We start from the raw sequence: 3,904 nt of genomic DNA, 5'->3' as shown, positions 1-3,904 counted from the left end.
AGATGTGTATAAGAGACCAGGTTTTTAACGTGGTTGATTTACCCGCGCCGTTACCGCCAAGTAACGCGTAAACTTCGCCTGAGCCTACGCTAAAGTTTAAGTTTTTTAAAATAGCGTTGTTTTTAATGCTAAAACTTAACGAGTCCACTTCAATAATGGCTTCGCTTTTAACTGCTTGAGTAGCGGCTTGAGTTGTATTTAGGTCTTCATTACGTGTTTGTTCCACACGTGGAGATTCTTTCGGTGATGTTTGATTAACAGCTCTAGGTGTACTCACATTCAAACTCTATTAAGGGAAATTAGAATGTGATGAATGTTATACTATATCAAATACATATTGCAACACTATAACATATTAATAATTAACAAATGATGCAGGAGTTTTAATAGTGTTACCTACGTTGATATATCCATCGGGTTTTGCTTATTACAAAAATCCATAACCATTTAGGCTAAAATCATTCCTAAGGCAGCGTTTAAAATTAAGTACTTAAGTTATTTACGTCTTACCTTTAAAGTAAATTGAACAATGAACTTTTCAATTGCTAGAATGCCAACCTATTTTTCTATCAAGAGATACAATGGCAAATTTCAATACTCATCTTAATACTGCAGTCATCATCACAGGTTTAGGCTCGGCCACTTTATTAACTGCAGGGCATATTGATTTAAACGGCGCACTTTGGTTATGGTTTTTAGGCTCAATTGGGGGCTTATTACCCGACATAGACTCAGATAACTCAACCTCGCTCAATACTATTTTTAACTTATTCGCACTGAGCGCTGTATTACTGGTGCTGCATTACATAACCACCGAGCTAATAATCGAAATTAGTTTTATAGAGCTAATCGTAGTGCCGTTATTGGTGTACGGGTTTATGAAATACATTATTAGGCCCATTTTTGAATGGATCACCGTGCACAGAGGCAGCTGCCACTCGTTATTATTTTTAGTGCTATGCGCGCTGTTAACAACGCAAGTAACGTGGCAACTAAACGAGCAAACAACCACACAAGCAGCCACCTTTGCCTGGTTAACAGGAGGGTTTATTTTAATCGGCGGGTTAATTCATTTATTGCTCGATGAAATTTACAGTGTAGATTTAAGCAATGTCACCATTAAACGCTCCTTTGGCACCGCGTTAAAAATAGCCGACTTCGACAATAAATTAATTACCTTGGCATCAATAATTGCCATTGCAGGTTTAATCTATGTAGCTCCGCCTACAGAGCAAACTATTATCGCATTAAGTGATTGGTCACATTTTAGGCTTTTATCTTAATAAATAACATTTATAGGCTTAGTCACACAAAATACCCATAAACATTGTTTATGGGTATAAATGCTTATTTAAGTGATTGTTTTAATTTGCTTTCTAATAAACAGCCAGCTTAGTTAGTCGAAATCACCCCAATATTTAATTTAAAGGTTAATTCACAAAAAGGATAAGAGTCACTGAATTTTTAAAGGCTTAATAGCTTAACTCAATGCGGCTTTGCCAATTTAAGTTTCATTAAAAGCACAAGTTTTAGCCTATTTAATATTAATTATTATTTTTATTGGTTTTAGTGAAATAATTACTCCGCTTTACCTGTCTTATAGCAGCAATACTTTCATCTGTTTGATGTATGCAAAGAGACTGCAACTTTTAAAGCGTCAAATATAAAATTATAAGAGGACCATAATGGAATTTACACATAAACGCACCACCCTAATTACAGCATCGTTATTGTTGGCGTTGGCGATAACCCAGGCTATTTTTACTGCCCTTTACAGTGCTGAAATTAGCTTTTCAAGACAGTATGCATGGGGACTAGAAGCCGTGCTGTTTACTGTGCTTGTGGCCTTTGCAAGTACCACTATGGTGCAAGCTAAAAACGCTCAACTAGGTTGGTCGGCTATCACATTTAGCGCAATACTTAACATAGTACAGGTAAGCATTGGCCTAACGTTGTTTTCAACATTTGGCAAAGTAGCGGGCGCAGTAGAAGGCGCACAACCTTTAATTGGTGGTGTGGTGTCTTTATCATTTATGATTTACTACGCAGCTAAATTACTACTAGGCTTAGCAGCTGTTGTTTTTGGCCTGTCTTACTTAGCTAAAGGTGGCAAAGCCATTGGCGGCCTTACAGCCTTAGCAGGTGCATTTGCAATGCTTGCCAATGCTATATTAATTATTGCTGGGCGTGATGGGTTCCTACCATCAGGCGTTGCTGGTGCATCAGGCATGATTGCAACGTTACTTCTAGCAATCTGCTTATTTAGCCTTAACCGTAAGCAAGACTAAGGCTTAATACCTTATACGTAATTTGCTTATTTAGATAAGTTATAAACATCGGCGTGTATTAGAGTACTAATTCGCCGATGTTTTACGTTTAAAGTGTTTAGATTTAAAGAGCTAGACGCCTCAATTATTTATAGCTAATTCATAAAGAGGCTATGAGGCGCTGCGCTTAAGAGGACGTTAATAGTTTAAAATAAAAAGTTTTGGTGTTTAGAGCCAATAGCTGACTTTAATTAGCTAAAAATCACATCAACATGTATTAATCAAAAAAACCAAGTGAATTTAGCAGCGCGAAAAAAGCCCCTAACAAACCTGATAGAGTCAATGTCCAATAGAAGATACAACCAAGTACCCTATCAAATATTGATGTATTTTCAAATAAAGTAGACGAGTTAGCATACATAAATGCAAACTTACTTTTTTCTACCTTGAGCATCCAATTCCTTGGTAGTGAGAATGCTTTAGCTACATTTATTATATCCCAGCCACTTATAAACTCCATACCTAGTAGCTCTTTCGTATTAGGGTTCTTCCTTAATTTGCGCACAGTAACTTGTCCAAAAACTACATAAAGCACAGCACTAAGAAGACAGCCAACGAGAAATATAACAAACAAAGTTTTCTCAATATCCATTAAGAGTCAAACCACTTCATAATTTCGTCGTATAAGCTACCGCTATTTTCCTTTGTATAATCATTAATTCCTATTGAAGCGGCCGCAGCGGTTCCTGCTACTGCCAATCCACCAACAACAAGACCAACCCAGCCTACAGGAGTTGCTACAACTAAAAAAGTAAGGGCAGCAGCCCCCGCATTAACAACGCCGATTCCAGTAGCAGCACTTGCAATAAAACTAGTTGATTCTACGAACATTTCGCGCTCCCAGTTATCACCAGCTTTATAAGTGTTGTGTATGTTACCCACCCGACTACCAAAATCAATTACAGCTAAACCGTTCCCTAAAAACTTAGAATATTTAGTAAATTTAACAACATTATCTGCATGAGTAGGAGTTATTAAGTCAAGCTTAGTAACATTACGACTGCTTCTAGCTATATTGGCTCCCCTTGAAAAGTTTGTTAAGGGTGTTCCACGTTTAGACTTGATTTGGTTTGTAACTGCTTTTACTTCTAGTCTAAATTTATTTTGCATTTTATCAAAAGCAAGCTTTGCTTTTTGTTTAGCCGCAGTTTTGGTTGGTGATTTAGACTTGATAGCTTGACGATATTCGAGCAGCGATTTCTGATAATCACTAACTGCATCTGCAAAATCACCAACTCTTTTTGAATAAACGCTAGTCGAAGTTCCCATTAACCCTATATTAAATTCATTTAATTTTGCTGAGATCATGGAAAGTGCTACTAGATTATCACCACCGAAAGAAAGTGATAGATCTGTTAAATTTTTTACATTTGGAATATTGGATATTTTTGCTAAAGAATTTGTACCGGTAGTCGAATTTCCACCTTTCAATAAATATGGTTTGTTCGCAATTAACATGTCAGGGTCTGGGCATGTTAAAGAGAATAACCCTTCAATTTCAATACCACACTTGTCTTTTAATGAAGTACTATTCATATTACTTTTACATAAAATTATTTCATCCATTACTCTAGTTC

Annotated in this window: 5 protein-coding genes; 2 read left to right on the top strand and 3 right to left on the bottom strand. The window is 36.6% G+C overall.

The window, feature by feature from the left end; genetic code table 11:
* A partial coding sequence (locus PSH54_RS20445; RefSeq protein ID WP_273606997.1) for an ATP-binding cassette domain-containing protein occupies positions 1-277 on the bottom strand: 277 nt, incomplete at its 3' end.
* A gap of 304 nt (positions 278-581) precedes the next feature.
* Between PSH54_RS20445 and PSH54_RS20440 the strand changes: the two genes are divergently transcribed.
* Together PSH54_RS20440 and PSH54_RS20435 are read left to right on the top strand one after the other, a co-directional pair.
* Complete coding sequence (locus PSH54_RS20440; RefSeq protein WP_054982529.1) at positions 582-1,283, top strand: metal-dependent hydrolase; 702 nt, start codon at positions 582-584, stop codon at positions 1,281-1,283.
* A 402-nt stretch (positions 1,284-1,685) separates the two neighbouring features.
* Complete coding sequence (locus tag PSH54_RS20435; RefSeq protein WP_273606996.1) at positions 1,686-2,288, top strand: thiamine biosynthesis protein ThiC; 603 nt, start codon at positions 1,686-1,688, stop codon at positions 2,286-2,288.
* A gap of 256 nt (positions 2,289-2,544) precedes the next feature.
* Here the strand turns inward: PSH54_RS20435 and PSH54_RS20430 are convergent, their stop codons facing one another.
* Together PSH54_RS20430 and PSH54_RS20425 are read right to left on the bottom strand one after the other, a co-directional pair.
* Positions 2,545-2,919: a hypothetical protein gene (locus PSH54_RS20430; protein WP_055017647.1), complete on the bottom strand. Its 375-nt coding sequence runs from the start codon at positions 2,917-2,919 to the stop codon at positions 2,545-2,547.
* On the bottom strand, positions 2,919-3,904 hold a 986-nt coding region (locus PSH54_RS20425; protein ID WP_273606995.1), incomplete at its 5' end, for a hypothetical protein. The genes PSH54_RS20425 and PSH54_RS20430, both read right to left, overlap by 1 nt.

Source organism: Pseudoalteromonas sp. Angola-30 (genome assembly GCF_028599215.1).
Lineage (GTDB): Bacteria > Pseudomonadota > Gammaproteobacteria > Enterobacterales > Alteromonadaceae > Pseudoalteromonas > Pseudoalteromonas atlantica.
This window is presented reverse-complemented; position numbering and strand designations above follow the sequence as displayed.

What these genes read in the sequence shown, in the direction of transcription:
- PSH54_RS20440 (WP_054982529.1), top strand. Translation starts at nt 582, where the DNA reads ATGGCAAATTTCAATACTCATCTTAATACTGCAGTCATCATCACAGGT.
- PSH54_RS20435 (WP_273606996.1), top strand. Translation starts at nt 1,686, where the DNA reads ATGGAATTTACACATAAACGCACCACCCTAATTACAGCATCGTTATTG.
- PSH54_RS20430 (WP_055017647.1), bottom strand. Translation starts at nt 2,919, where the DNA reads ATGGATATTGAGAAAACTTTGTTTGTTATATTTCTCGTTGGCTGTCTT.